Raw genomic sequence first — 25,169 nt, forward strand, 5'->3', positions numbered from 1 at the left:
CGTGGGCGGCCGGGGAATGTCCCGTGCCCGGGTCCGCGCTCGCGTAAGCTCAAGGCTTCCCCAAGCACTTTTTTCGTCGCGGGCTGAGGAGTGGTCAATGCCGGAGCTGCAGCCGGGAGATCCCCGGCGGCTTGGCTCGTACGAGATCGTCGAACGGCTCGGCGAGGGCGGCCAGGGGGTCGTCTACGCCGGGGTCGACGCCTCCGGGAACCGCGCCGCGATCAAGCTGCTGCGCGCCGACCTCGCCGGGGACACGATGGCCCGCACCCGGTTCGTCCGGGAGGCGCAGGCCGCCAAGCAGGTCGCGCGGTTCTGCACCGCGCAGGTGCTGGAGGCCGACGTCGCCGGCGACCAGCCCTACATCGCCAGCGAGTACGTGCCGGGCCCCTCGCTCTACAAGCAGGTCACCGAGACGGGCCCGATCGGCGGCGCGGCGCTCGACCGGCTCGCGATCGGCACCGCGACCGCGCTGGTCGCGATCCACCAGGCCGGGATCGTGCACCGCGACTTCAAGCCGCACAACGTCATCATGGCGCCGGACGGCCCGCGGGTGATCGACTTCGGCATCGCGCGCGCCCTGGACACCGGCCAGACGAACGCGACGAAGGCGATCGGCACGCCGTCCTACATGGCGCCGGAGCAGGTGGCGGGCGCCACCCTCACCGAGGCCGTGGACGTGTGGGCGTGGGCGACGACGATGGTGTTCGCCGCGACCGGCCACCCGCCGTTCGGCGACGACACCGTGGTCGCGGTGATCAACCGGGTGATGAACGAGCCGCCGATGCTGGACGGCGTCCCGCCCGACCTGCACCGGCTGATCGCGGCGTGCCTGGCCAAGGAGCCGGAGCGGCGGCCGACCGCGCAGCAGATCATGATGGCGCTGATCGGCAGCGGGCCGGGCGGCGCCGGGCAGACCCGCATGGACGACCCCGCGCAGGCCACCACGATGCTCGCGGAGGGCTCCACCCTCGCCGCGGGCGGGCTCGGCGTGTCCGGGCTCGCGGGCGCGGGCGCCACCCATCCGGGCGGCCCCGCCGGCGGGACGCGCCGCGTCTCGCCGTCGGAGTACACCGGGAGCCTGCCGCCCGCGGGGCCCCCGCGCGGCGGCGCGGCCCGGGCCCGGTACGACGACTGGGAGCCCGAGCGCAAGTCCAAGTGGCCGATCGTCGCGGCGGTCGCCGCGATCGCCGTGCTGGCGCTCGTCGTCGGCGTGTACGCGGCGACCCGCGGCGACGGCGGCTCGCCGAACACGCCGGTCACGCCGTCGGTGAGCGAGTCGACGGAGGTCTCGGAGACCCCGACGTCCGAGGAGCCGGAGGAGCCGACGCCCACCCGCACCCGCACCCGCCGCAACACCCCGCCGCCGCAGCAGTCGAGCGAGCCGACGACCGAGGAGCCGACCAGCGAGCCGCCCACGTCCGAGCCGCCGACCAGCGAGCCGCCCACCAGCGTGCCGCCGACGACCGGCGGCGGCGACGGTGGTGACGGCGGTGACGGCCCCGGTACCGGTGCGGGCGGTGGCGGCGGGCCGGGCTCGGGCGACTGACCCCCCTCCAGGACCCGCCGGACCGTGCGGGGCAGGGCGGTCATCGCCGCCGCCCCGTGCTCTGAGTAGGCTCGTTGACTATGAAGGAGCCGCGGATCCTGTTCGTCCACGCCCATCCGGACGACGAGTCCATCGGGACCGGGGCGACCATGGCCAAGTACGCCGCCGAGGGCGCCCACGTCTGTCTCGTCACCTGCACCCTGGGCGAGGAGGGCGAGGTCATCCCGGAGGAGCTGCGCCACCTGGCCTCCGACAAGGAGGACGCCCTCGGCGAGTACCGGATCGGGGAGCTGGCGGCGGCGTGCGCGGCGCTCGGCGTCCGCGACCACCGCTTCCTCGGCGGCGCGGGGCGCTGGCGCGACTCCGGCATGATGGGCGCGCCCACCAACGACGACCCGCGCTGCTTCTGGCGGGCGGACGTCGACACCGCCGCCGCGGACCTCGTCCCGGTGATCCGGGAGGTCCGGCCGCAGGTGATCGTCACCTATGACGAGCGCGGCAACTACGGGCATCCCGACCACATCCAGGCGCACCGCGTCGCGTGGCGGGCGTTCGAACTGGCCGCCGACCCGTCGGTCACGGCGGGCGGCGAGCCGTGGCGGGCCGCCAAGTTCTACGCCTACGCCACCCCGCGCACCGTCCTCGCGCGGGCGATCGCGGTGATGCGGGAGGCGAAGCTGCCGTTCGCGCGCGTCGCCGGGCTGGACGAGCTCGGCTCCGGCGTGCCCGACGGGGAGGTCACGACGGTGGTGGACGCCCGCGCGCACCTGCCCGCCAAACTCGCCGCGCTGCGCGCCCACCACACCCAGATCGTTGTGGCGCCCGACCAGGTCGGCCCGTTCTTCGCGCTGTCGAACAACCTGGGGCAGCAGGCGTTCGGCACCGAGTACTTCGTCCTCCAGGCCGGCGAGCAGGGCCCGGTCGGCCCCGGCCGCCGCGAGCGCGACCTGTTCGCGGGCCTCGCGGAGCAGGGCCCCGGCCCCGGCGCCTGATCGCCGCGGGACCCGCGGCCGGTAGCCTGACTGCGTGCACAAGGACGATGACGAGGCGCGGGTGAGCCTCGCCAAGGACGGCCTCCCGGCGGACGGAGCGGCGGGCGGAGCGGCGGGCGCGTCCGCCGCGCGCGAGCCCGGCCGGGAGGGCCCGCTGGACGCGTTCGTGTCCGGCGCCGCCTACGCCGCGCTGGCCCTGCTCGGGGCGGTGTTCGGCGTGGTCGGCTCGTTCAGCCAGGACTGGACGCTCGGCTCGGTCCCGGTCGCCGCGATCGCCCTGGTCGTGCTGGTCTTCGCGATGGCCCGGCTGGCCGGGCACGGGATGGGCGGCCGGCTCGGCGCGACGGTCCCCGCGGTGGTGTGGGGCGTGGTGGTGTTCGTCCTGTCGATGCGCCGCGGCGAGGGCGACCTCGTCGTCCCCGGCACCCTCGCCGGATACCTGTTCATCGTCGGCGGCATGGTCGCCGCGGTCGTCGGGGTCATGACGGTGCCGGCGGCCCGCCCGCCGGGCGACTGGCTGCTCGGCAGGGCGGGCCGGGTCCGCGACTAGCCGCTCCCGGCGGCCGCGGTCAGGACGCCATCGGCGCGGGCTCGGCGTCGAGCTGGGGCATGGCCGTGTTGTCCTTGTGCCCCTTCAGCGTGACGCACGCCGCCGCGCTGAGCAGGACGACGGCGATCGGCAGCCACATCGTCGGCTTCATCGCGTGCACGAAGCCGTGCGAGAAGACCTGGCCGGCCAGCTCGTGGACGCGGTGCGCGACGCCCGGCGGGACGCCCGGCGGGAGCTGCTGCTTCGCGCCGCTCTGGCCCGCGCCGACCTCCAGGCCGCTCTTGGCCGCGTTGGCGAACCCCTGCACGAACCCGCCGCGCACGTCGGCGGGCAGCGCCGCCGAGCGGGTCGCGGCCTCCTCCCGCAGCGAGGAGGCGAGCTGGTTCTGCAGGACGGCGCCGACCGCCGCGCTGCCCAGCACCGACCCGACCTGCCGGATCGTGTTGTTGACGCCGGACGCGGCGCCCGCGAGGCGCGGCGGGACGTTCCGGGTCGCCTCGGTGGCCATCGGCGCGAACACCCCGCCGATGCCGATGCCGGACACGACGAGGGCGGGGATGAACGCCTTCCAGTCCGTCCCGACCTCGGCGGCGAGGACGATCCACACCATCCCGACGCCGTAGAGCGTGAGGCCGCCCATCAGGATGAACTTGCCGCCGATCCGGTCCGACAGCCGGCCCGCGACGGGCGCGAGGAACATCGACACCAGCGACGACGGCGCCATGACGAGCCCCGCCTTGAGGGCGCTGAAGCCCAGCACCGACTGCAGGTAGATCGTCATCGGCAGGAACATGCCGACCATGCCGACCGAGACGGCCGCGCCGACGAGGTTCAGCACGGTGAAGTTGCGGTCCTTGAACAGGGAGAACGGGACGAGCGGCTCGCCGTCCTGGCGGGACCGCTGCTGCACGACGAAGACCACGAACAGGGCGAGCCCGGCGGCGATCAGCCCCCAGATGCCCTCGTTCCACTCGTACTTCTGGCCCTCGGTGAGCGCGAACGTGAGGCAGAACAGGGCGGCGGACGCCAGCAGCACCCCGACGACGTCGAACCGGTGCCGGACGCCGGGGGTGCGGCCGGGCAGGATCGGCACCGCCATGGCCAGCACCAGGATCCCGATCGGCAGGTTCACGAAGAAGATCCAGCGCCAGTCGAGGCTGGTGACGAGCAGGCCGCCGATCGTCGGGCCGGCGATCGTGGACACCCCGGCGACCGCGCCCCACACGCCGAGCGCGGTGCCGCGCCGCTCCGGCGGGAACACCCCGATGATGATCGACATGGTCTGCGGCATCAGCAGCGCGGCGCCGAGGCCCTGCACGGCGCGGGCGGCGATCAGCTGCGTGGGGTCCTGCGCGATCCCGCAGGCCAGGCTGGCCAGCGTGAACAGCGCCACCCCGGCGATGAACAGGTTCTTCTTGCCCCACAGGTCGCCGAGGCGGCCCGCGGTGATGAGCAGCACCGCCAGCACCAGGACGTAGGCGTTGACGACCCACAGCACCTCGTCCAGCGAGGCGTGCAGCTTGTCGGTCATGCTCGGGATCGCGATGTTCACGATCGTCAGGTCGAGCAGGGTCATGAAGAATCCGAGGGAGAGCGTCAGCAGGATCGCCCAGGGATTTCCGCGCCATTTGCTCATGAGGCCCCCTTGTCGTCGTGGCGTGGTGGTCGGGGGCGGGGGTGGCAGCGGATCTGCACCTCGTCGTCCCTCCAGGTCAGGCGGCCGGACTCCAGGTCGTCGACCAGTCCCCGCACATAGTCGAGCTCGCCGCGCACCCGGGCGATCGTCCACTCGTGGTCGAGCAGCTTGTAGCGCTCCAGGCCCTGCTTGAGGAGCGCGTCGTTCGCCGTCTGGTGGCCGGCGAGGTTGGCCTCCAGCGCGACCGCGCGGGCGCGCAGCAGCCGGACGACCTCCCCCTCGGACAGCAGGTTGACGAACGCCAGCCCGGTGCCGAACAGCGGGAACTCCTCGGCGGGGTGGCGCAGCAGTTCGGCGAGCCGCATCTGCGCGGCGTCCCGCCCGTCGGCGGTCACCGCGTAGACGGTGCGCTCGGGCCGGCGGCCCTCGCGGCTCGTCTCCAGCGGCTCGATCAGCCCGGCCGCGGCGAGCCGCTCCACCGAGTGGTACAGCGAACCGTGGGTGATCTTGACGGCCTGGTCGTAGGCGTGGTCGCGGATGCGCTGCTGCATCTCGTACGGGTGCATCGGGCTGTCGCAGAGCATCCGCAGCACGGTCAGCGCGAGCGGTGTCAGTGGTCGGGACATGGTTCCGGCCCTATGGTCGATTCCGATTAGTCCACACAGACTAATCCAACCGGACGGACTTCGTCACCTTAATTACAAGCCGGACATGTCCCTACAAGCCCCATGCAGGTCAGTGGAGGTGTCAGCGCACGGAATCCACCGAGTTGGCCGCGCCGTTGCGGGCGACGTAGTCGCCGACCGTGTCGTTGCGGACGGCCGTGAACAGCGACCGCACACCATCATCGTCCAGGAGTACGACACTTTGCCCGTCCCGCTCGGCGGGCTTGGCGACCGGGGCGGTCAGGTACTCCACCAGCGACGTCTTCAGGAGCCGGTGCGCGAGCCCGCGCAGCGTCCCGGCGGTGACCGAGTCGTCCACGGCCACCGAGCCGGTCACGGCCCGGACGAACCGGTCGATCTTGATCGGGTTGCGGGTGTCGAGGGCCTTGTCCGCCAGCGCGTGCAGGAACGCCTGCTGCCGCTTGATGCGGTCCAGGTCGCCGTCCGGCAGGTTCCACCGCTGCCGGACGAAGTCCAGCGCCTCGACGCCGTCCAGGTGCTGGCTCCCCGCCTTCCACCTGCGCTCGTGCATCGGGTCGTAGGTGTCCTTGGTGATGGTGACGTCCACGCCGCCGAGCGCGTCGGTCATCTTCACGAACCCGCGGAAGTCGAGCGAGGCGTAGTGGTCGACGCGGACGCCGCTGAGCCGCTCCACGGCGCGGATCAGCAGCGACGGGCCGCCGTAGGCGAACGCCGCGTTGATCTTCGTGGTGCCGTGCCCGGGGACCGGCACCCAGCCGTCCCGGGGGATCGAGATCAGCGACACCCGGTCGCCGCGCCCGGACAGGTGCACCAGCATGATCGTGTCGGCGCGGGCGCCCATCGCGGGGATGTCCGCGCGCCGGTCGGAGCCGATCAGCAGCCAGTTCTCGCCGCGGCCGGTGGAGGCCGGCCGCCCTGCCCCGCTGGGCAGCGCCCCGGCGACCCGCCTGACCTCCCCGTCGTAGGCGCGTTGCAGCAGGTAGAGGCCGCCCGCGAGCAGTATCAGGACGCCCACCGCGAGCCCGCCGCAACCGATGGCGACCCGGCGCCGGCTCGTGTTCCGCAACAGCATGCCGACCACCCTGCCGCCGCGTGCGCCGCGCGCCGCGCCGCCGGGCGGGCGGGGGCCGATTCTTTGACGACTCGCGGGTTTGCGTTAGCAGAGCGAGACGCCGCCGGGCGCCGTTGACCGGCGGCGTCTCGGGCCGGGGGGAACCGCGCGCCCGCGCGCTGCGGGGAGGCGGCGCGGCCGCTGCTAGCCCTTGAGGGCGATCTCCAGCTGGTCGAGGGCCCAGTCGAGGTCGGCGTGCTCGATGACCAGCGGCGGCGCGAGGCGCAGCGTGGTCTCGTGGGTCTCCTTGGCGAGGACGCCGAGGTCCATGAGCCGCTCGCTGACCGGGCGGGCCGGGCCGGTCAGCTCGACGCCCGCCCACAGCCCGCGCCCGCGCACCTCGCGGACGAGGTCGCCGGGCAGCCGGCCGAGCCGGTCGTGCAGGTGCGCGCCGAGCGTGCGGGAGCGCTCCTGGTACTCGCCGGTCTTCAGGATCGCGATGACCTCGCGGCCGATCGCGCAGGCGAGCGGGTTGCCGCCGAACGTCGAGCCGTGCTGGCCGGGCTTGAACACGCCGAGCACGTCGCGGTCGGCGACGACGGCGGACACCGGCATGATGCCGCCGCCGAGGGCCTTGCCGAGGATGTAGACGTCGGGGACGACGCCCTCGTGCTCGACGGCGAACGTGGTGCCGGTGCGGCCGAGGCCCGACTGGATCTCGTCCGCGATCATCAGCGCGCCGCCGGCGGTGCACAGCTCCCGCACCGCGCGCAGGAATCCGCTCGGCGGGACGTTCACGCCGGCCTCGCCCTGGATCGGCTCGATCAGCACGCCGACGGTGTGCTCGTCCATCGCGGCCTTGAGCGCCTCGGCGTCCCCGTACGGGACGGTCCGGAAGCCCGGCGTGTACGGGCCGTAGGAGTCGCGGGCGTCGGGGTCGGTGGAGAAGCTGATGATCGTGGTGGTGCGGCCGTGGAAGTTGCCCTCGAACGTGATGATGTTCGCCTGGTCGGCCGGGACGCCCTTGACCTCGTAGCCCCACTTGCGGGCGGTCTTCAGCGCGGTCTCGACGGCCTCGGCGCCGCTGTTCATCGGCAGCACCATGTCCTTGCCGCACAGCTCGGCCAGCTCGGTGACGAACGGGCCGAACTGGTCGTGGTCGAACGCGCGGCTGACCAGCGTGACGCGGTCGAGCTGCCGCCGGGCGGCCTCCGCGAGGCGGGGGTTGCGGTGCCCGAAGTTGACCGCCGAGTAGGCGGCCAGCATGTCGAGGTAGCGGCGGCCCTCGGCATCGGTCAGCCAGGCGCCGTCCGCCTCGGCGACCACGATGGGAAGGGGATGGTAGTTGTGCGCGCTGTGGTCCTCGGACATCGCTCGCAGCTGGTCGGTTTGCGTCACGACGCTCCTTCGCGGCTCGGCCCGGCCGGTCGGGCCGGGGCATGGCTGGACACCGGACGGGGAGTCCGGTGCCGAGGGGAGGGACGGGCGGGGTCCGGGTGGCCGCCGGTCCACTTCCCAGCGTATGTTCGGAAATGACCGCCGACCAATGACGAAAACCGACTTCGGGGGTGTTATTTGTTGCGTCTTGACGACCTGGACCGTCGAATCGTTGCGCGGCTCCTGGAGGACGGGCGCGCCTCGTACGCGCAGATCGGGGACCGGGTCGGGTTGTCGGCGCCGGCGGTGAAGCGGCGGGTCGACCGGCTGCGCGCGGACGGCGTCATCAACGGCTTCGCGGCGGTCGTCGACCCGGCCGCGCTCGGCTGGACGACCGAGGCGTTCATCGAGATCTTCTGCACCGGCGCGACGTCACCGGAGCAGATCTACTCCAGTGTCCGCGGCCATCCGGAGGTCGTCGCGGCGTACACGATCAGCGGGGACGCCAGCGCGCTCGTGCATGTGCGGGCGCGCGACATCCAGCATCTGGAGCAGGCCCTCGAACGGCTGCGCCGGGAGGACAACATCACCGCGACCAAGACGGCGATCGTGCTGTCCCGGCTGATCGGCCGGCCCACCGACGCGCCGTCCGGCGGCCCGGTTACCGAGCAGTAGGCTGCCGTCATGGACTTCGCGACCGCTGACCTCATCGACGACTTCGGGGCCGAGCTGCGCAGCTGCGAGACCCAGTTCCGGCAGTACGGCGGCCGGACGGCGTTCGCCGGCCCGGTCTCCACCGTGCGCTGCCACCGCGACAACGGCCTGGTGAAGAGGCTGCTCAACACGCCGGGCGGGGGCCGGGTGCTGGTCGTGGACGGGGCCGGCTCGCTGGCGTCCGCGCTGATGGGCGACATGATCGCGGCGGCGGCCGTGGCGAACGGCTGGTCCGGCGTCGTGATCAACGGCGCGGTGCGGGACGTGGCGGCGCTGCGCGGTCTCGACCTCGGCGCGAAGGCGCTCGGCTCGAACCCGCGCAAGAGCGCCAAGGACGGCGCCGGCGAGGTGGACGTCCCGGTGTCGTTCGGCGGCGCGGAGTTCCGCCCCGGCGACTGGCTCTACAGCGACGAGGACGGCATCGTCGTCGCGGAGCGCGAACTCCCGCGCTGACCTGCGGGCATCGCGCGACATGACACGCTATTCGGTACAAGATCGGCTAAATCGGCCCTAGCCGGTGGGCGCCGTGTGGTCTTTCCTGCTCTCAGCAACCACCAGAGGTAGGGGAGACATGCGCGTCAAACAGATGCTGCTGGTACCCGCGTCGGCGCTGCTGCTGGTCGCGGGGCTCGCCGCCGCCCCGGCCGCGGCGCTGGCGAAGCCGCCGATCCCGAACGAGACCGCGAACCCCTGGCAGATGCGGCACTGGCCGCAGACGCAGCCGTGGCAGCGCGAGCAGCCGTCCGCCCGCACGTTCGCGGCGGGCGCCCCGCGCCCGATCGACCCGCAGAACTACGAGCTTCCCGACACGATGACGTGGGACGACTACAAGCGCATCCCCGGCACCTCGTGGGCGGACCCGTCCCGCAAGGGGTCGGTGGAGAACTTCAACGTCGCGATCGTCCTCGTCGACTACGCGAACCAGCCGTTCGAGGTGACGCGGCCGCGGAACTCCTCCATCTTCGGCAACCCGGTGAAGGTCGGCGACGTCCCGCGCGAAGGGGTCGCGAAGTTCTACCAGGACCTGCTCAACAGGCCGCAGGAGCTGAACCACGGCCACACCCTCCACGAGTACTGGATGGAGGACTCCGGCGGCCGGTACGGGGTCGACCTCACCGGTTTCGGCGCCTACCGGATGCCCGCCAAGGACCACGAGTACGGCGTCGACCGCATGCAGGGCGGCACCGGCTGCCCCGCCGGCGACACCTGCAACCGCGACCTGCGGGCCGACGCCCGCGCCGCGTGGGTCGCCGACGTCGGCGAGGAGACCGCGAAGAAGTACGACTTCGTGTTCTTCCTCAGCGCCGGGCAGGACGAGTCGTCCACCTGGCAGGAGTTCGGCGAGATGAAGTTCACCGCGAAGGAGGACGTCCCGCCGGAGTGGGGGCCGGGCGACCCGGGCCTGACGAACTGGGTGAAGACCCGGTACGTGCCGTGGACGTCCTGGCAGGCGGGCTCCACGCTCTGGCCGAACGCCATCTTCGGCGTCTCCTCCACCCAGGCGGAGAGCTCCGGCATGTCGGTCTACGCCCACGAGTTCAGCCACATCCTGGGCATCGGCGACAACTACAACAACCCGTACAGCGACCCGCCGCGCCGCGCCTACAGCGGCCCGTGGGACATGCTGAGCCGGGGCACCTTCAACGGGCCGGGCGGCCCGCACAGCCGCTGGACGATCCCCGCGACGGGCGGCGGCTCCATGGGCGCGCAGCACATGCTCCGCAACAAGATGAAGCTCGGCATGGTGAACCCTGACAACGTGCTGCAGCTCAGCCGGGACGCGCTCGCCTCGTCCGGCATGGTCGTCGCGCAGGTGACGGCCCGGTCGGTCGACCCCGGCAAGAGCGGCCTCGCCGGCATCAACGTGAAGCTCGGCGCGGGCGGCGACAAGAGCCCCGGCTGCGACACCGGCACGGACCCGCTCTGCGACGACGGCGGTTACGACAACTACACCCTCGAGGTCGTCGACCGGATGGGCACCGACTCCTTCACCCCCGACTCCGGCGTGCTGCTGGCGAAGACGAAGGACGCGGACGACGCCCCGTTCATCTGGGTCAAGGACGCCAACCCGCAGGACATCGACAAGGTCGACTTCGTCCGCCCGGACGGCACCCCGGTGAAGATGACGATCGGCGACTACCGGCAGCTGTCGGACGCCCTGTACCACGCGGGCACCGGCTCCGGCAGCGAGTACGAGTACGTGGACGAGGCCAACCGGCTGCACTTCTACGTGCTGAACCTGAAGCGCGACCGGCGCGGCGTCCTGTCCTACACGGTCGCGGTCAGCTCCCTCGACGGCGCCGGCCCGCAGCGGCGCGGCGTGAAGGTGGACTCGGGCCGCGCCCGCCCGGCGGGCGCGGGCTGGGCGAAGTGCACGCTGACGCTCCGCAACACCGGCCGCGGCGGTGCCGGCCCCCACGGCTCCGACGTGTTCCGGCTGAAGGCGGACGTGGCCGGCGACGGCTGGACGACCTGGCTGCCCAACGAGCTGGCCACCGCGAAGGCGCACGGCCGGACCCGCGTCGAGGTGTGGGCGAAGCCCGGCCCCGGTGCCTCCCGGCACGCGCGGCTGCGGCTGACCGGGACCTCGGAGAGCGACCCGTCGAAGTCGGACTCCGGTACCTGCGCGCTGCGCTGATCCCCTGAGCGGGACGGCCCCGGCGGCGGGGCCGTCCCGTCCGGCGGCGTAAACAGAAATTGCCCATCGCGAAAGGTGCGGCCGCCTTTACCCCGACCCGGACCCGGCAACGTTGCGGAACGTGATGATCTTGCAACGCACGGCGACCGGGACGGGGTGGGCGGCCGTCGCGGCTCTGATGGCCGGTGTCCCCACGTTCGCGCTGGCAGCCGCCGTACCCGCCGCCCAGGCGGCCACCCCGACGACGGCGAAGGCCCCGGCCGGTCTCAATCCCCGCGACTTCGCGCTGCGCCGCGGCCCCTCCCACGCCGCGCCGATCCAGGCACTCGACCGCAGCCTGCGCGGCACCGGCGTGGACGGCGTGATCCGATCGTCCGGGCAGAAGAAGCTCGGCCGCGGCTGCGGCGGCCCGGCCGCCGTCCCCGCCGGCTCGCTCGTGTACTGCTTCAACCGGGCCGACACCGCCACGAGGGCCTGGGTCCCGCAGGGCGTCACGACCGCGTCGGACGCCTCCGCCGGTGAGACGTCACCAGGCGGCGGCAGGCCGATCCTCGTGTCGTGGCACAACGGCGGCAAGGTCAGGGTCACCTTCGTCAACCCCGGCCGCCGCACCTACCGGCACGTCCTGCTCGTCGAACCGCAGATGCGGGGCGGCCGCGCCACCTTCGGCGACATCGGCATCCACGCCGGCGGGATCGCCTGGTACGGCGACACCCTGTACGTCGCCGACACCCGCCACGGCCTGCGCATGTTCGACATGCGCCGGATCTACGACCTGAGCAGGAGCAAGGCGGGCTCCACCGGCCACGCGGGCTGGGTCGGCCTCCACAAGGGCAAGTACTACGGGCACGGCTTCCGCTACGTCCTCCCGCAGACGGGCAGCTGGCGGTTCGCCCACGGCAAGGTCGGCCGCAAGTGCCGCGGCTCCGGCCCGCCGCGCATGTCGTGGATCTCCGTCGACCGCACCGACTCGCCGCACGTCCTCGCCGGGGGCGAGTACTGCCGTCCGAACTGGGCGCGGGGACGGGTGGTGACGTGGCGGCTGGCGGCGCTCGCCGGCGGCGGGACCGTCCGCCCCACCGGCGGAGCCGAGCTGCCGGCGGACCGGATCCAGGGCGCCGTCCGGACCAACGGCCGCTGGTGGTTCTCGCAGAGCCGCGGGCACGCGCGCGGCCGGCTCCTGACGGCCCGCTACTCCGGCACCGGCTGGGGCAAGGTGCAGCGCCGCGCGTCCTCCCGCGGGCCCGAGGACCTGTCCTGCCAGCGCGGCGCGCACCGCATCTGGACGGTCGCGGAGTACGCCGGCAAGCGCGCCCTGTGGAGCTTCCGCGCAAGCTCCTGCGCCTGACCCGGTCACGCGTTCACCGACGTCCGGGCCCGCGCGGCGTCCTCGACGGGACGCCGCCGGACCTGCCCCAGCGCGACGGCGCCGAGCGCCGCCACGCCCAGCGCCGCGCCGATCCACGCCGTGGCCGGGTAGCCCAGCCCGGCGTCGAGCGCGAGCCCGCCGAGCCACGGCCCCACGGTGATGCCGATGTTGAACGCCACCACGTTCCCGGCGGCCACCAGCGTCGCCGCGCCGTCCACCATCCCGAACGCCCGCGTGTTCAGCGTCGGATTCGTGGCGAACCCGGCGAACCCCAGCAGGAACACCAGGGCCACCACCGGGACGGGCGACTCCGCCGTCAGCGCGAGCAGCACGGACACGACCGTGAGCCCGGCGAACCCCGCGTACAGGGTCGGGACGGCCCGCGTGTCGGCCGTCCGCCCGCCGGCCGTGATCCCGATGAGCGCGCCGACGCCGTACAGGGCGAGGACGCCGGGCACCCAGGCCTCCGCGATCCCCGTCGTCTCCGTCAGCAGCGCGCCGAGGTAGCCGAACGTGACGAGGAGCCCGCTCGTCGCCAGCGCGGTCGTCCCGTACAGCAGCCACAGCCGGGGGACGGCCACCGCGCGCAGCTCGGCCCGGACGCGGGGCGCCGCGCCGCCCGTGCGCCCGGCGGGGATCGTCGCGGCCACCCCGGCCATCGCGGCCGCCGACATCGCCGCCACCGCCCAGAACGCCGCCCGCCAGCCGAGGTGCTGGCCGATCACCGTCCCGGCGGGCAGCCCCACGATCGCCGCGACGGTGAGCCCGCCCGCGACGACCCCCATCGCCCTGCCCCGCGCGTTCGCCGGGACGAGCGAGACCGCCGTCGCCGCCGCCACCGCCCAGAACCCGGCGTAGACGAACGCGCCCACGATCCGCATCGCGAACAGCACCCAGTACCCGGGGGTCAGCGCGCTGACGGCGTGCGTCAGGACGAACACCGCGAGGAACGCCAGCATCGTGCTCCGGTGCGGCCACCGCAGCGTCAGCAACGCCAGGACCGGGGCCCCGGCGAGCATCCCGATCGCGAACGCGGAGATCAGCAGCCCCGCGTCGGGCACCGACACCCCGAGGTCGGCGGCCATCTCCGGCAGCAGGCCCGCGAGCATCAGCTCCGACGTCCCCTGGGCGAAGATCGCCATCCCCAGCACGTACACGGCCAGTGGCATCGCTGTCCCTCTCCCTGTTTTGGATAGATCAGTACAAAATCAGCGCGTGGAAAAGGGCGGCCGCGGCCGCCCTCGTCTCAGAGGGCGGTCATGGCCGTGTCGGCGATGCTCTGCAGGGTGGCCCGGTCGGCGCCGCCGCGTGCGGCGACCTGGATGCCGCTCACCGTCGCGATCACGAAGTGCGTCAGCGCCGCCGCGTCCCGGTCCGGGGCGATCTCGCCGGCGCGGATGCCGTCCTCGATGCCGGACTTCAGCAGGTCGAAGCGCCGCCGCCGGTCCCGGTCGAGCCGCTCGGCGATGTCGGGGTCATGCGGCCCGAACTCGACCGTCGCGTTCACGACCAGGCAGCCGGCCGGGTCCCCGGCGTCCGGCTCGACGGCCCACTCCAGCACCGTCCGCAGCTTCTCCCGCACGGGCTTGGCGCCGTCCTCCATCAGTTCGGCGAGACGACCCGTCCGGTGCTGCGTGTAGTGCGTCAGCGCCTTGACGTACAGGTCGCGCTTGCTGGCGAACGTGTTGTAGATGCTGCTGCGCCCGAGACCGGTCGCCTCGCACAGCTCCTGCGTGGAGGTCGCCTCGTACCCGTCCGCCCAGAAGGCCAGCATGGCCGCCCGGACGGCCCGCTCCTCCTCGAACTTCCTCGGCCGCCCCATGTCCGCAGGCTAACACGTTATGTATCGGCCGGTCCAATATCGTTCACTGGACGGACGCGACCTGGACGAACCGGCTCTCGTACCCCTGGGTGAGCACCCCGCGCCCGGGGACGCGCTCGGCCGGTGTGGGCCCGCCCATCAGCAGGGCCGCGCACACCTGCGGGTGGAGCTCGTCGAGCAGCGAGTCGGTCCCGGCGTCCGGCCTCGTCTCCGTGCGGGCGACGACGAGGTGGAGGCGTCCCCCGCCGAGGTGCGGCCCGAGCGGCTGGAACAGCCCGCGGTCCAGCAGGGCGTGGTCGTCCACGAGCAGGTAGAACTCCTGCGCGGGCGACCTCTCCAGGCGGCCGAGGAGCCGGTCGATCAGCAACCGGACCTGCGTCGACGTGGCGGCGTACTCACCGGAGGAGATCCGGGGCCCGCCCGGCAGCCGGAAGTCCATGTCGTTCAGCCCGCCGCTCGGGTCGATGACGTACGGCTCCTCCCCGCCGGTGCTGAGGGCGTCGAAGACGAGGTACAGCACGTTCGTCTTACCGGAGCCGGGCGGGCCGACCACGGTGAAATGCGGCAGCTCCCGGAAGTCCAGCACGGCCGGGGCCTGCGAGCCGTACTCGATGCCGATCGGGATGCGCCCGTGCGACGCCATCGCGAGCTGGGCGCGCGGCAGGTGCTCCGGCAGCGGGGACACGCCCGGACCCCACTCCGTCGGCGCGATCATGCGGAACCGGTCGGCGATGGCGGGCGGCAGCAGGGTGAGCACGGCGCGCATGGCCGGAACCTGCCCGCACAAGATGATCAGCGGGTCATCGTCGTGCCGGGCCAGCCTGACGATCTCCTTGATGACCGCCTCGCCCATCGGGCCGCTCTCGGCGCTCACCAGTTCGTCCGCGTCCCGCACGAGCAGCACACCGCCCACGGGCTCGTGGGAGAGCCATGAGCCGGGCGTGTCACGGTCGCCCGAGTCCTGGCCCACCAGCAGGCGCCAGGACGTCGTGGTCACGCGCCCGTGCGGCAGATCATGCCGGGCGGCGAGCTGTTCGCCGCACCACTCCGCGGCCGCCAGCTTCTCCGGTCCGTAGCGGCCGCAGAACACCAGATGGCCGCCATCGAGCGCGCCATCGAGCAGTGCCCTGATCGACTCGCCGGGCTCCTGCGCGGCCGGACGCTCCACCTCGCGGGCGCGGTTGCGGAACAGGCTGATGCCGGTGCCGTCGATGCCGGCCCCGAACATCACCGGCCGATCGGCGGCCTTGGCCATGAGCCGTTCCCCGAGGGCGTAGTGGAGCATCGCCATGTCGAGGTGCGCGGGCGCCGTCGCCACTCCTCGTTCGAGCAGATTGATCAACTCGCCGGTGAACGCGGTGTGCGTTTCTCCCGTGGAAGGAAGCATCTGCTCGATCGTGGAAACCGATGCCATGACGTACGTGTCGCCATCCGTCGGAAATGGGGTGACGTCCTGTATCGCGCGTCCGCCCAAGGAACAGTCGAGGAGCAGAACCTTGTGGCGCGGACTCGCCTCATTGATCAGCCTTCGCAGCCCGCTGTAGGGGAGCGCGGTGTGGTCAATGCCCGGCCGGGTCTCCGGCAGCGCGAGGGACGGCGGGTCGCCCACGGTTCCCGTGAGATGGCCGATGTAGTAGACGAGCAGCGCGTCCTCCGCGCCGCTCGCGGCGTCCTGGACGGCATCCATGACCTGTGCCGCATCCGTCGGCTGCCACAGGGTGATGCAGTTCCGCTCCGGCAGACCCCATACCCTCGGGTCGCACAGGGCCGCCTTCAATCCGCTCAGGTTGTTCTGGACGGCGGGCAGGCGCGGCATCGAGGTGTAGTCGGACACGCCGATCAGCACGGCGCGGGACCGCCGGGGATCGGCGACGGTCGTCCGTAGCCCGGAGGTGTGCGCCACCTGGGCGCGCGTCCGGCGGACGAAGTCCTCGACGGCGGGGGCGGGCGGCTCCTCGGCCACGGTGAAGCGGCGCGGAGCACCGGTGCCCGCGCGGAGGTACGCCGTCCGCTCGCCGGTGAACGGCAGGGACGGGCGTCCGAGGACGCGCCGGAGCACGGCGGGCGGTTGCTCGCTCGCGGTGACCCGCCAGCCGAGCAGCGGCAGGAAGCGGTCCCAGATCGTGGTGTCCTCGACGGTCGTCGAGCCGACCAGGAGTTGGATGCCGAGCGCCGCGCCCTTCTGGGCCGCGGTGAGCAGCGCCTCGGCCGCCTCGGGCCTGCCGGACGGGAAGGTCAGCGACACGTCGGCGAAGACGACGAGGCCCGGGGGATCTGTCACCGCCCCGGTGGAACGGGCCTCGATCTCCTCCGACAAGAACTCGGTGAACTGCCGGAGGCGGTCCGGCGAACCGAGCAGTTCCTCGTCGCAGTAGCGGACGTGCGGGAGGTCGAGCGGCTCACCGAGCGGATGCTCGCCCAGCCCCGCGAAGGCGAACGTGAGATCGCCCGGCGAGTAGGCGGCGGCGAGTGAGAACGTGATCGCGCGGATGACGCGCCGCCGCGCCTCGGTGTCGCCGACGATGAGGCCGTGGGGGATCCCGGCCGAGATGTCGAGCGGGTAGAGGGTGACGACATCGCCCTCATCGTCGTACCCGATGCCGGGACTGCGCGGCTCGGACGCGGGAAGCGCCCACGTCTCGTGGAACATGCCGCTGGGCCCGCCGCCGTTCAGCCTGAGGACGTCGAACCTGGGCGGGGCCTCGGGCGCGGGGGGTTCCGGTGGTTCGACGGGGTCGGTGGGAAGGTGGAGCCTGTCCACTCGCGGAGCACGCCGGCGTATCGCCTCCACGATGGAGTCGGCGGCGTCCGGAGAGACCGTCGCGGGCCGGAAATCCTGGTAGAAGTAGCCCCCCGTCGGGAGCTTCATGGACATCCTGTGCTCCCCCATGTCGGCCTGCCAGGTCGTCAGGTCCGCCGCCCAGGGGAAGAGGGCGGCGTCGGCCATGGAGAAGATGAAACGCAATCCCTGATCGGCGCCCACTTCGCAAAGCCGCATCATGGCTCCCGGGAGGTTGGGCCCGAACAGATCGCCGGCGTCCTGGATGATCACGACGAGCGCGGGGAGCGGGGGGAGCGGGCGTCCTCTGGCGAGTGCCGCCTGGTAGGCGTCCCACGTGCGGACGTTCGCCTCCCGCAGAACGGCTTCGCGGCGCCGCCGCTCGGCTTCGAGGGCCTTCTGGAGCCCGTCCAGCAGCGACGGCAACGGCGTCGACTCCGAGTTGGACAGGGCGAGATGCGGGAGGTCCGCCAGGTGGGTGAAGGTGTCCCACCGCAGGAAGTTGGCGAACCCGAGGTTCACGACATCGGGCGAGTGGGTGAGGACGAGGCTGGCCACGATCGCCCGCAGCAGTGCGTCGCGGTCCGCGATGGGGCCGGTGACCAGGCCGTGCGGGAGGTCGGGGCGGCCGCTGAGGATGTCCAGGGAGAACCAGCCGCCGTCGCCGATCGCGCCGATCAGCGTCTTGCGGGGCGGGCCGTGCCAGTGGTGGGAGATCAGCTCGTCGGGCGACGCCCCGAAGAGGTCCAGCAGGTCGGGAGCGGGCGCAGGAGCGGGGGCGGGACCGGGGGCCAGGTGGGTGCGGGTCTCGGGGGTGACCAGGGCGAAGTGGTCGGTGTCGGCGGTGAGGGTGACGGGGCCGCCGTCGGTGGGGAGCAGGGCGCGGAACGTCTCGGCGGCGGTGCCGGCGCGGCGTTCGATCTCGGCGGAGACGGCTTCGAGGACGCGCCGGGTGTGCAGGGCCTCCGGGCGCGGGAGGGTGTCGAGGAGGGCCTCGCGGGCGCCGGGCACGAACGCGTAGCGGACGTCGCCCGCCGGGCGCAGCAGGCCGCTGAGCAGGACCTCCGCGAGCTGGCCGGGCCCGGAGCCGCCGAGGATGCGGTGCTGGATGAGCCGCATCACCGGCAGGGACGGGTCGGACACGGCGACGTGCGCGGCGAGTTCGGCGGCGTCCGGGGAGGCCGTGGTCAGGAACCGGCGGACGCGTTCGCCGATCGGGAGTTCGCGTTCGCGGCCGACCGGCGTCGGGCCGGACGGGTGGGCCGCCAGTGCCGCGACGGCGGCGGGCTGCGGGCCGGAACCGGCGACCAGGCGGGCCCAGGCGGCGAACCAGCGCGGCGCCGCCTCCAGCACCGGGACGGGCACGCCCGGCGGCGGGGCGCCGTCGTGCGGGGTGAAGCGCAGGTCGGTGTTCGGGGCGCCGGGCCGGGGGAGGGACGCGAGGCCGGGGACGGCCGGTGCGGCGGTGCGGCGCCACAGGCGTTCGGCGAGCGGCTGGAGGATCGCGGTCGGCCCGGCCTGCGCCCAGCGGCGGACGGCGCGCGCGGCGTGCCCGCTCCACCAGTGCGGGCCGGAGCAGTCGCTCAGGACGAGCACGGCGTGCCGGCCGGACGCGTCCAGCAGGGTGCCCGGGTCCTGCGGCGGGGCGCCGGGGGCCGAGGCGACGCGGCCGGTCGTGTCGAGGTAGGCGATGTGGACGTTCTGGAAGGCGCCCTGGCGGATCAGCGTCTCGGTCAGCTCGCGCGCGAGGGGCCGCCAGAGCCGCATGGTGGGGCCGGTGTCGACGACAAGGCTGAGCGTGAGCCACCGTTCGGACGACGGGACGAGCACGGGCGCCCACAGGAGGGTGTCGGCGATGCGCGCGGCGGTCGCCTCCTCGTCCAGTTCGCGGCGGTGCCGGGACGGGACGCGGCGCTTGAGCGGGCGCAGCGCGCGCTGCACGCCGAGGGCGTCCGCCAGCATCGGCGCCGTCGGGACGAGCACCTCCGTCGCCGTGCCGGCCGGTTCGGCGCCGGGCCCGGGGCGCGGGTGGAGGCCGGTCAGCGGTTCCCGCGCGGGCGGCGGCGAGGGGGCGGGCGGAGGCGGCGGTGCCGGGAGGTCCTCCGGTGCGTCGGGCACGGCCGCAGGGGGAGCCGGCGGAGCGGGGGAGGGCTCCTGCTCGGCGGGGGTGATGTGGCAGGCGAGCCACAGCATCTCGCTCAGCTCGCGGGCGTCCGGCGGCGGCCCGGTCGCCGCGAGGGCCGCGCGGAGCCGGTCGATCTCGCTCATGCGTCGTCGTCGATCGGCCCGGTCAGGTACGGCATGATCCGGTCGGCGAGGGCGGCCCGGTCGCCGGCGCCGGCGTGGCGGCACAGGTAGACGGCGTTGAGCAGCTGGTCGGTGGCGAGCGTCCCGGACGCGGACCGGTCGAGGAACCGGCGGACGAGGTCCTCGCTCTGGTCGGCGAGCGGCCCGAGATGCTCCCGGACGATCGCCGCCAGCTCCGCCTCCCCGGACGGCTGCCGCAGCTCGACGGTGACGCAGCGGCGCAGGAACGCGGGCGGGAACTCGCGCTCTCCGTTGCTGGTCAGCACGACGAACGGGAACGCGTTGCAGCGCACGGTGCCGCCGGTGACGGTGACCCGGGCGCCGGGCCCGTCGGCGGTCATGACCTCGGCGGACGGGTCGGCCCGCCGGGTCAGCTCGGGCAGCTCGTACGCGCCCTTCTCGAAGATGGTGAGGAGGTCGTTGGGCAGGTCGATGTCGCTCTTGTCGATCTCGTCCACCAGCAGGACGCGCGGCCGCTTGTAGGGGAGCAGCGCGGTGCCGAGCGCGCCGAGCCGGATGTAGCGGCCGATGTCGTCGTCGGCGGGCGCGTCGTCGCGTTGCCCTGCCGCGTACAGGCGGGTCAGGGGGTCGTACTGGTAGAGGCCGTCGCGGAGCGTGGTGCGGCTGGTGATGGGCCAGTGCAGGACGGGCCCGAGACCGAGTTCGTGGGCCACGGCGTAGGCGAGCGTCGACTTCCCCGTGCCGGGCGGCCCCGTCACCAGCAGCGGCCTGCGCAGGTACAGCGCGGCGTTGACCTGCTGTACGGCGTCGTCCGACGGCCGGTAGGTGGTGGCCTGATGCTCGTTCCCGGAGCCGCCGGACGGGGTGTCCAGAACGGGCTCGCCGTCGAACGTGCGCCATGGCGGCGGGCCGGGAAGCCGGTCGATGCCGTCGTGGGTGCGACGGCTCCCTGTGTAGAGCAGCCAGTCGGACACCTATACCTCCATGGCGAGCGGGGGGTCGGGAAGGCGGGACGGGTCGTCCCACAGCAGGGTCAGGTCGCGCCCGCAGTGCGGCTCGCCCTTCGGCGCCACCAGGGCGGCCTTGCGCAGGGCGAGCGCCACCTGCGGCAGCTCGCCCGGATGCCTGCCGCCGACGGCGGCGGTCAGCTCGTCCAGCACACGGTGCCCCCGGCAGTCGCCGTGGGACGGGGCGTCGCACGGCGTGCGCGTCCACAGCATGACGGGGATGCCGTTGTTGAGCGCGGCCGTCAGCCAGCTCTTCACCGGGCGCGACCCGTAGACGAGCACGCAGAAGTCGATGTTCGCCTCCAGCCAGTCCTGGAAGTCGCTGCCCTTGCGGGGCGCGTCGCAGGCGATGGGGCGCGGGTCGCTGCGGCCCCGCTCGTGCAGCAGCCGCCAGCGGTGGTGCGCCTGGTCGCGCCGGAACGAGTCGGGCCGCATCCGCTCCACGTCCCGCACGACGACCGGGTAGCGGCGCATCGGGATCCGGTTGCGCGGGTCGAGGTGCCACTGCTCGAACGGCTTGCCGAGCCAGCTCTCCGGCACCGCGAACTCGATCATCCAGTCGCGGCCGAACAGCGCGGGCGCCAGCGCCGCCACGCCCGCCTCGGCCACCGCCCGCACCCGCTTCTCCGGGACGCGCTCGGTCGGCCGGCGCGGCCCCTCGGCGCCGTCGATCCAGGTGTGCACGGTCACGTCGAAGGCGTTGTCGAAGGTGACCCGCTCCAGCCGGACGATCACCGACGCGGGCCCCGAGCGCGGGGCGGCGGGCGCGGCGTCCGGCAGGTGGCGCGCCGACCAGGCGGCCAGCCGCCCGCGCGCCGCGTCCGGCAGGTGCGGGCCGAGCGCCGCGAGGTAGCGGACGAGCCGGTCCTGCGGCCAGCCCTCGGCGACGTACCGCACCGACCCCCACGCGGACCGGAACCCGCCGGCCGCCCGGCGCCCGGTGACGCGCTCCAGGGCGGCGTCGAGCGGGTCGGTGCAGCGCACCCCGTCGAGGAGTTCGCGCAGCTCGCGGCGCGCGTCCGGGGTGAGCCAGCGGAGCGGCAGCAGGTCGTCCAGCTCCTCCCAGTACGTCCGGATGTGCGGGAGGGGGAGCATCCAGCCGAGGTCGGCGCGGTCGCCGTCGCGCAGCTCGGCGTTCGTCACCATGCCGATGACCTCGCCGGTCGCCGCGTCGTACACGGCCGACCCGCTGTAGCCCTCCTCCAGCCAGTCGCCGGGCCCGGTCTTCAGCTCCCACCATTCGCGCCGCATGTCGCGGTGCGGGGACGTCGTCACGTTCGCGTGCCGCTCGTTCTGGTCCTTGCGGCGCGGGAACCCGCAGACGGCGAACGTCCGCCCGGCGAGGGCGTGCTCGTGCAGGTCGTCGGGGGCGGCCAGGCGGGCGGGCTCGTAGGGGACGGGCCGGCGCAGCTCCAGGACGGCGACGTCGCCCGGGTCGCCCTCGTGCCGCCACTCGCCGCGCCGGACGACGTCCGCGGTCAGGCCCTCCCGCAGGCCGGGGAAGCCGACGCGCGCCTCGTCCAGGCCGTGGACGGTGTGGGCGCAGGTCAGCAGCCGGGTCTCGGTGATGAGGAACGCCGCGCCGAGCTTGCCGCCGGACGGATGGCCGACCCAGGCGCGCCACTGCCAGTCGTCCACGGTCGCGGCTACGCCCCCTCTTCGGCCGTCCCGCCGCCGGCCGGCGGGACCGGCTGCCCCCAGGTCATCTTGACCTTGAGGTGCCCCTCGACGGACGTCTTCGCGATGACGGCCCCGGCCGCCGCGTTGAGCTTGACGCCGAACTCCAGCTCGACCGCGTCGGGGTTCAGGTCGCCGCCGCGCAGCGCCGCGAGCGCCGACTGGGCCGCCTCCCGGACGTTGCCGAACGCCTCCTCGAACCTGCCCGCCGCGTCGCGGAAGATCTCGCCGCTCCGGGAGACGGACTGGAATCCGGGCTCGCGGTCGTCGCTCTCCACGACGATCGTCCCGTGCTCGGTCTGCCACCGCACCAGTTCGTTCACGACCGCCCCCTCACGCAGGCAAATCTAACAAGATCGTCGGTTCCGGGTGCTTTGCTGGGGGAAACGGGGCCACAGGAGGACACGATGATCACGGTCGAGCAGGTACGGGCGCTGGCGCGGACCCTGCCCCGCACGACGGAGCACCTCATCCACGACCGGGTGAAGTTCCGCGTCGGCTCCATCGTCTACGTCGCCTTCTCGCGGGACGAGACGGAGATGGGGTTCGCGTTCCCCAAGGAGGAGCGCGCCGCGCTGGTGGCGTCCGAGCCGGAGAAGTTCCACCTGCCCCGCGAGTCGGAGATGCGGTTCAACTGGGTGGAGTGCCGGACGGCCGCCCTCGACGAGCCCGAGATGCGCGAACTCGTCATCGAGGCGTGGCGGATGGTCGTCCCGAAGAAGGTCGCCGCCGCCCGCCTCGGCGACCTCCCGTCGGGCGGCGCCCCGTAGCGCGGCCGATCAGGTGGGCGCGGCGGGGAGTGAGGCGGCGGCAGGGGAGGCGGCGGGGAGGGAGACGGTGAACACCGCGCCCTCCCCGGGCGCGGACCGCACGGTGGCGGTGCCGCCGTGCGCCTCCGCGACGGCGGCGACGATCGACAGTCCGAGCCCGGCGCCGCCCTGGTCGCGCGAGCGGGCCGCGTCGGCGCGGTAGAACCGTTCGAACACCTTGGCGCGCTGCTCCGCGGTGAGCCCCGGCCCCCGGTCGGCCACCTCGATGACCGCCCGGTCGCCGTCCAGGGCCGCGCGGACGGTGGCGGGCGTGCCGGCGGGGGTGTGCGTGCGGACGTTGGCCAGCAGGTTCGCGAGCACCTGCCGCAGCCGTTCGGCGTCCCCGGAGACCGGCACCGGCTCACCGGCCTCCAGGGTGAGCGGGCGGCCGGGCTCGACGGCCCCGGCGTCGGCGACCGCGTCCGCGGCGAGGACGGCCAGGTCGACGGGCCGCCGTTCCAGCGGGCGGCCCTGGTCGAGCCGGGCCAGCAGGAGCATCTCGTCCACCAGCAGGCCCATCCGCTCGGCCTCGGACTCGATGCGGCGCATCGCCTTGGCGAGGTCCCCGGGCCGGTCGGCGGCGCCGCGCCGGAACAGTTCGGCGTAGCCGCGCACGGTGGCGACCGGGGTCCTGAGTTCATGCGAGGCGTCCGCGATGAAGCGCCGCAGCCGGTGCTCGGACGCCTCGCGCTCCCGGAAGGCCGCCTCGATCTGCCCGAGCATCCCGTTGAGCGCGGTGCTCAGCCGTCCGACCTCGGTCCGCGGGCCCGGCACGTCGACCCGCCGCGCCAGGTCCCCGCCGCCGATCGCGGCGGCCGTCCCGGCGATCTCGTCCAGCGGGCGCAGCGCGCTCCGGATCGCCCACCAGGCCAGCAGCCCGACCACGCCGAGGACCACGACCGTCACCGTGACGAGCGTGCCGAGCGTCCGGGCGAGCAGTTCGTCCTGCTCGGTGGTGCGCATCGCCATGACCAGCGTGCCCTGCCCGTCCGGCAGAAGCGCGGCGCGGACGCGCCAGTCGGGCACCTGGCCGCCGAACGGCCCCCCGGAGCGGTCGCCGTCACCGGCCACCCGCGCCTCGATCCGCGAGAACCGCTCCCCGTCCGGGTTGCCCTCGCTCGGCCGTCCCGCGCGGACGCCGGCCGGGATCGGGGGAGTCTCGGCGAACGCCAGGGTCTGGACGACGGCGCCGTTCGGGCCGCGGATCTGCAGGAACGAAGGGAAGCCGCCGTGCCCGGCGCCCGCCCGCCACAGGCGCCGCAGGTCGCCGGACTCGGGCGGCAGCGCCAGTCCCTCGCCCCGGCCCGCGCGGGCGGACACGATCGCCGCGGCCTCGCGTCCGACCTCCGTCATCAGCCGGTCGTTGGTGGCGCTCTTCCAGTCGAAGAGGGCGGCGACGGTGGAGGCCCCGGCGGTGACGAAGCCCAGCGTGAGCAGCACGAGCACGATGAGGACGAGCCGCCTGCGCAGGGTCACCGCCCCTCCCGCGGCAGCCGCATGACGTAGCCGACGCGCGGCACGGTGTGGATGAGGCGCGGCTCGCGGTCGTCCACCTTGCGCCGCAGGTAGCTGACGTAGGTCTGCACGACGCCGTCGCCGCCGCCGAAGTCGTACTCCCACACATGGTCGAGGATCTGCCGCTTGGTCAGCACGCGGCCCGCGTTGAGCACCAGGTAGCGCAGCAGCTTGAACTCGGTGGGGGTGAGTTCGACGAGGGCGCCGCCGCGCCGCACCTCGTAGGAGTCCTCGTCGATCTCCAGGTCGGCGAAAGCCGCCCGCGCCGGGGCGCCGCCGCGCGGCCGGGTGCGGCGCAGCACGGCCCGGACGCGCGCGATCAGCTCCTCCAGGCTGAACGGCTTGGTCACGTAGTCGTCGCCGCCGACCGTCAGCCCCTTGATCTTGTCCTCGGTGGCGTCGCGGGCGGTCAGGAACACCACCGGCGCCTCGCAGCCCTCGCGGCGCAGCCGGGCGCAGGTCTCCAGGCCCGACCCGTCGGGCAGCATCACGTCGAGCACGATGAGGTCGGGGGCGAACCGCGCCACCTGCCGCAGCGCCTCGGCGCCGGAGCCGGCGACCGCCGCCTCGAAGCCCTCGTACCGGAGGGCGGTGGCGACCAGGTCGGCGAGGTAGTCCTCGTCGTCGACCACGAGGACGCGGGTGGGAGGGGCACTCGGCGTGTTGGTCACGATGCCCAGTCTTGTCCGTTCCGCGCTGTGGGCGCAGTGAGAGATCTCTTAGAGATCGCTGTGAATCGCGGATTCACTGCGATCTCTAAGAGATCTCGGAG

20 protein-coding genes are annotated in these 25,169 nt (G+C 73.6%); 8 read left to right on the forward strand and 12 right to left on the reverse strand.

Features of this window, described 5'->3' with window-relative positions; genetic code table 11:
- Positions 1-97 precede the first annotated feature (97 nt).
- The 3 genes from HUT06_RS09285 to HUT06_RS09295 all read left to right on the forward strand — a co-directional run bounded on the left by HUT06_RS09285 (position 98) and on the right by HUT06_RS09295 (position 3,088).
- Positions 98-1,546, forward strand: coding sequence for a serine/threonine-protein kinase (locus HUT06_RS09285; protein ID WP_176195339.1), 1,449 nt, complete (start codon positions 98-100; stop codon positions 1,544-1,546).
- Positions 1,547-1,626: 80 nt separating this feature from the next.
- Positions 1,627-2,538, forward strand: a complete 912-nt coding sequence (gene mshB / locus HUT06_RS09290; RefSeq protein ID WP_176195340.1) for an N-acetyl-1-D-myo-inositol-2-amino-2-deoxy-alpha-D-glucopyranoside deacetylase — start codon at positions 1,627-1,629, stop codon at positions 2,536-2,538.
- A gap of 34 nt (positions 2,539-2,572) precedes the next feature.
- Positions 2,573-3,088, forward strand: a complete 516-nt coding sequence (locus tag HUT06_RS09295) for a DUF6113 family protein (RefSeq protein WP_176195341.1) — start codon at positions 2,573-2,575, stop codon at positions 3,086-3,088.
- A gap of 19 nt (positions 3,089-3,107) precedes the next feature.
- Here the strand turns inward: HUT06_RS09295 and HUT06_RS09300 are convergent, their stop codons facing one another.
- The 4 genes from HUT06_RS09300 to rocD all read right to left on the reverse strand — a co-directional run bounded on the left by HUT06_RS09300 (position 3,108) and on the right by rocD (position 7,793).
- Positions 3,108-4,724 (reverse strand): DHA2 family efflux MFS transporter permease subunit, encoded by a 1,617-nt coding sequence (locus tag HUT06_RS09300; protein WP_176195342.1) that lies wholly within the window; start codon positions 4,722-4,724, stop codon positions 3,108-3,110.
- Positions 4,721-5,350 carry a PadR family transcriptional regulator gene (locus tag HUT06_RS09305; RefSeq protein WP_176195343.1) on the reverse strand — a complete coding sequence of 210 codons (630 nt, stop codon included), beginning with the start codon at positions 5,348-5,350 and terminating at the stop codon, positions 4,721-4,723. Before HUT06_RS09305 ends, HUT06_RS09300 begins: the two co-directional genes overlap by 4 nt.
- Positions 5,351-5,471: 121 nt before the next feature.
- On the reverse strand, positions 5,472-6,443 hold the full coding sequence (locus HUT06_RS09310; RefSeq protein ID WP_176195344.1) for an LCP family protein: 972 nt from the start codon (positions 6,441-6,443) through the stop codon (positions 5,472-5,474).
- A 183-nt stretch (positions 6,444-6,626) separates the two neighbouring features.
- Positions 6,627-7,793 (reverse strand): ornithine--oxo-acid transaminase, encoded by a 1,167-nt coding sequence (gene rocD / locus HUT06_RS09315; protein ID WP_176201251.1) that lies wholly within the window; start codon positions 7,791-7,793, stop codon positions 6,627-6,629.
- 207 nt (positions 7,794-8,000) lie between these two features.
- On the opposite strand from rocD, the gene HUT06_RS09320 reads away from it, so the two are divergent.
- The 4 genes from HUT06_RS09320 (at position 8,001) to HUT06_RS09335 (ending at position 12,499) form a co-directional block, all read left to right on the forward strand.
- Entirely contained in the window at positions 8,001-8,474 is a 474-nt protein-coding gene (locus HUT06_RS09320; protein WP_176195345.1) for an Lrp/AsnC family transcriptional regulator, read from the forward strand.
- A gap of 9 nt (positions 8,475-8,483) precedes the next feature.
- Positions 8,484-8,966: a ribonuclease E activity regulator RraA gene (gene rraA, locus HUT06_RS09325; protein WP_176195346.1), complete on the forward strand. Its 483-nt coding sequence runs from the start codon at positions 8,484-8,486 to the stop codon at positions 8,964-8,966.
- A 118-nt stretch (positions 8,967-9,084) separates the two neighbouring features.
- A complete protein-coding gene (locus HUT06_RS09330; RefSeq protein WP_176195347.1) occupies positions 9,085-11,151 on the forward strand; it encodes a M6 family metalloprotease domain-containing protein in 2,067 nt (688 codons plus the stop codon).
- A 121-nt stretch (positions 11,152-11,272) separates the two neighbouring features.
- On the forward strand, positions 11,273-12,499 hold the full coding sequence (locus HUT06_RS09335; protein ID WP_176195348.1) for a hypothetical protein: 1,227 nt from the start codon (positions 11,273-11,275) through the stop codon (positions 12,497-12,499).
- Positions 12,500-12,504: 5 nt separating this feature from the next.
- On the opposite strand, the gene HUT06_RS09340 is transcribed toward HUT06_RS09335, so the two are convergent.
- The 6 genes from HUT06_RS09340 to HUT06_RS09365 form a co-directional block, all read right to left on the reverse strand.
- Positions 12,505-13,689: a Cmx/CmrA family chloramphenicol efflux MFS transporter gene (locus tag HUT06_RS09340; protein WP_176195349.1), complete on the reverse strand. Its 1,185-nt coding sequence runs from the start codon at positions 13,687-13,689 to the stop codon at positions 12,505-12,507.
- Positions 13,690-13,766: 77 nt separating this feature from the next.
- Complete coding sequence (locus HUT06_RS09345; protein WP_176195350.1) at positions 13,767-14,342, reverse strand: TetR/AcrR family transcriptional regulator; 576 nt, start codon at positions 14,340-14,342, stop codon at positions 13,767-13,769.
- A gap of 43 nt (positions 14,343-14,385) precedes the next feature.
- Positions 14,386-19,389, reverse strand: a complete 5,004-nt coding sequence (locus HUT06_RS09350) for an SAV_2336 N-terminal domain-related protein (RefSeq protein ID WP_176195351.1) — start codon at positions 19,387-19,389, stop codon at positions 14,386-14,388.
- Positions 19,386-20,363 (reverse strand): MoxR family ATPase, encoded by a 978-nt coding sequence (locus HUT06_RS09355; RefSeq protein ID WP_176195352.1) that lies wholly within the window; start codon positions 20,361-20,363, stop codon positions 19,386-19,388. Before HUT06_RS09355 ends, HUT06_RS09350 begins: the two co-directional genes overlap by 4 nt.
- On the reverse strand, positions 20,364-22,034 hold the full coding sequence (locus HUT06_RS09360) for a trypsin-like peptidase domain-containing protein (RefSeq protein WP_176195353.1): 1,671 nt from the start codon (positions 22,032-22,034) through the stop codon (positions 20,364-20,366).
- Positions 22,035-22,042: 8 nt separating this feature from the next.
- Positions 22,043-22,396 carry a CU044_2847 family protein gene (locus HUT06_RS09365; RefSeq protein ID WP_176195354.1) on the reverse strand — a complete coding sequence of 118 codons (354 nt, stop codon included), beginning with the start codon at positions 22,394-22,396 and terminating at the stop codon, positions 22,043-22,045.
- Between the two features lie 84 nt (positions 22,397-22,480).
- Between HUT06_RS09365 and HUT06_RS09370 the strand changes: the two genes are divergently transcribed.
- Complete coding sequence (locus tag HUT06_RS09370) at positions 22,481-22,843, forward strand: MmcQ/YjbR family DNA-binding protein (protein ID WP_176195355.1); 363 nt, start codon at positions 22,481-22,483, stop codon at positions 22,841-22,843.
- A gap of 9 nt (positions 22,844-22,852) precedes the next feature.
- Here HUT06_RS09370 and HUT06_RS09375 read toward each other — a convergent pair whose 3' ends face one another.
- Positions 22,853-24,358 (reverse strand): cell wall metabolism sensor histidine kinase WalK, encoded by a 1,506-nt coding sequence (locus tag HUT06_RS09375; protein WP_176195356.1) that lies wholly within the window; start codon positions 24,356-24,358, stop codon positions 22,853-22,855.
- Entirely contained in the window at positions 24,355-25,068 is a 714-nt protein-coding gene (locus HUT06_RS09380; protein ID WP_217711260.1) for a response regulator transcription factor, read from the reverse strand. Before HUT06_RS09380 ends, HUT06_RS09375 begins: the two co-directional genes overlap by 4 nt.
- Between the last annotated feature and the right edge of the window lie 101 nt (positions 25,069-25,169).

Origin of the sequence: Actinomadura sp. NAK00032, from assembly GCF_013364275.1 — a bacterium.
Classification (GTDB): Bacteria; Actinomycetota; Actinomycetes; order Streptosporangiales; family Streptosporangiaceae; genus Spirillospora.

What these genes read in the sequence shown, in the direction of transcription:
- rocD (WP_176201251.1), bottom strand. Translation starts at nt 7,793, where the DNA reads ATGTCCGAGGACCACAGCGCGCACAACTACCATCCCCTTCCCATCGTG.
- HUT06_RS09305 (WP_176195343.1), bottom strand. Translation starts at nt 5,350, where the DNA reads ATGTCCCGACCACTGACACCGCTCGCGCTGACCGTGCTGCGGATGCTC.
- HUT06_RS09340 (WP_176195349.1), bottom strand. Translation starts at nt 13,689, where the DNA reads ATGCCACTGGCCGTGTACGTGCTGGGGATGGCGATCTTCGCCCAGGGG.
- rraA (WP_176195346.1), top strand. Translation starts at nt 8,484, where the DNA reads ATGGACTTCGCGACCGCTGACCTCATCGACGACTTCGGGGCCGAGCTG.
- HUT06_RS09370 (WP_176195355.1), top strand. Translation starts at nt 22,481, where the DNA reads ATGATCACGGTCGAGCAGGTACGGGCGCTGGCGCGGACCCTGCCCCGC.
- mshB (WP_176195340.1), top strand. Translation starts at nt 1,627, where the DNA reads ATGAAGGAGCCGCGGATCCTGTTCGTCCACGCCCATCCGGACGACGAG.
- HUT06_RS09310 (WP_176195344.1), bottom strand. Translation starts at nt 6,443, where the DNA reads ATGCTGTTGCGGAACACGAGCCGGCGCCGGGTCGCCATCGGTTGCGGC.
- HUT06_RS09350 (WP_176195351.1), bottom strand. Translation starts at nt 19,389, where the DNA reads ATGAGCGAGATCGACCGGCTCCGCGCGGCCCTCGCGGCGACCGGGCCG.
- HUT06_RS09330 (WP_176195347.1), top strand. Translation starts at nt 9,085, where the DNA reads ATGCGCGTCAAACAGATGCTGCTGGTACCCGCGTCGGCGCTGCTGCTG.
- HUT06_RS09300 (WP_176195342.1), bottom strand. Translation starts at nt 4,724, where the DNA reads ATGAGCAAATGGCGCGGAAATCCCTGGGCGATCCTGCTGACGCTCTCC.
- HUT06_RS09285 (WP_176195339.1), top strand. Translation starts at nt 98, where the DNA reads ATGCCGGAGCTGCAGCCGGGAGATCCCCGGCGGCTTGGCTCGTACGAG.
- HUT06_RS09345 (WP_176195350.1), bottom strand. Translation starts at nt 14,342, where the DNA reads ATGGGGCGGCCGAGGAAGTTCGAGGAGGAGCGGGCCGTCCGGGCGGCC.